Raw genomic sequence first — 376 nt, forward strand, 5'->3', positions numbered from 1 at the left:
ATCCTGTTCTATGGCCTTGCCGCCGCCACGCTCGGAGGCTGGGACAGCCCGCTCGGCGCGATCGTCGGCGGCCTCGCCGTCGGTGTCGCCGAAAGCCTGGGCGCAAGCTACCTCACATTCATCGGCGCCGACATGCGCATCGCGGTTCCCATCGCGCTGACGCTGCTCATCCTGCTGGTGAAGCCCGTCGGCCTGTTCGGTTCCTACAAGGTGACGAAACTATGAATGACGGATTCCGTGCCGTTGCGGCAAAGTTCGGCTTCTTCGCGATCGTGGCGATCCTGATCCCGGTCTTCGCCCCGGGTTACGCGCTCCAACAGGTGGCGGTCGCAATCGCCTATGCCATCGCCATCCTGGGCTTGAATCTGCTCATGGG

At 63.8% G+C, this 376-nt stretch carries 1 pseudogene; it reads left to right on the forward strand.

From position 1 onward, the window contains the following. A pseudogene (locus tag AC1D0P_RS31815) lies at positions 1 to 225 on the forward strand (branched-chain amino acid ABC transporter permease); the annotation flags it as partial. Between the last annotated feature and the right edge of the window lie 151 nt (positions 226 to 376).

The organism is Polaromonas sp. P1_G2 (genome assembly GCF_056405515.1).